1 protein-coding gene is annotated in these 1,229 nt (G+C 61.5%); it reads right to left on the bottom strand.

All coding sequences use genetic code 11. The features are described from left to right. Positions 1-1,167 (bottom strand): IS3 family transposase gene (locus AC3WRN_RS16680; RefSeq protein ID WP_492623826.1). Its coding sequence is split into 2 segments (ribosomal slippage), with 1,168 coding nucleotides annotated over them: positions 1-912 and positions 912-1,167; the frame shifts between segments, so codons are not numbered across the junction. This gene is flagged as partial in the annotation. Between the last annotated feature and the right edge of the window lie 62 nt (positions 1,168-1,229).

Genomic DNA, 1,229 nt, shown 5'->3' with positions numbered 1-1,229 from the left:
CCTGATCGGTCAGCCAGTGTTGCTCGAACTGCATCGGGCTGATGTAGTTCAAGGTAGAGTGTAATCGGAACTGGTTGTACCAAAGCAGCCAGGCAATCGTTTCATCCTTGGCGTGGCGGCGGGTGATGAAGCGTTGGCCGTGCAGTCGTTCTACCTTCAGTGAGCCGAACAGCGTTTCGCTGCAGGCATTGTCCCAGCAGTTGCCATGCCGACTCATCGAAGCGGCGATGCCGTAGTCCTTGAGCACGTCTCGGTAGTCCTCACTGGCATACTGGCTGCCGCGGTCGCTGTGAAAGATCAATCCGGCTTCCTTGTCGGGATGGCGCTTGAACCATGCCATGCGCAGTGCATCGATCACGAGGTCGCGGGTCATGTCCGCACGCATCGACCAACCCACAACCTGACGGCTGAACAGGTCGATCACCACGGCCAGGTACAGCCAACCTTCGTCGGTGGGAATGTAGGTGATGTCGCCCACCCAGACCTTGTCCGGCTCGGCCACGGTGAACTGGCGGTCCAGAAGGTTCGGAGCGATAGGCAGGTCATGGTTGCTGTCGGTGGTGACCTTGAACCGCTTCTTGCCCTTGGCGCGAATGCCGTGCTGGCGCATCAGCGCCTGCAGTCGCTGTTTGCCGACGCGCACGCCGTTCTTGCGCAGTTCACGCCAGAGGCGTGGTCGGCCGTAAGCACGCTTCGTCTGCGCGTGGATCGCCTTGATGTGCACCAGTAGCGCCTCGTCACTCAGGTGCCGACGCGGCGCCGTGCTGGCCTGGTGAGCCACGTGCCCGTGGTAGCCGCTGACGCTCACGTTCAGCACCCGGCATTGCACCGTGATCGGCCACACCTGGCGATGACGCTGGATAAAGGCGTACCTCACTTCGCACCCTTGGCGAAGTACGCCGTCGCTTTTCCCAGGATATCGCGCTCCATCTTCACCCGGGCCAGCTCGGCACGTAGCCGGGCAATCTCCATCTGCTCGGCGCTCACCGGCTTGCTGCCGGCGCCCTTGAGCTGCCCTTGTCGGCTCGCCTTAACCCAGTTGAACAGCGTCTGCTCAACCAGTCCAAGCGTCTTGGCCACTGAGGCCTGGCTCTGGCCACCCTCGACCAGCCGCACCGCTTCTTGCTTGAATTCGAGCGTGTAACGCGCCCGCGTTGTCTTCGTCATGTCGTTCTCCTTGCGTGGATTGAATCACACGGCAAGGGATACGTTTCTCGCGGGCAAGGTCA

It is taken from the genome of Rhodanobacter sp. FW101-FHT13A11 (assembly GCF_058790335.1).
This window is presented reverse-complemented; position numbering and strand designations above follow the sequence as displayed.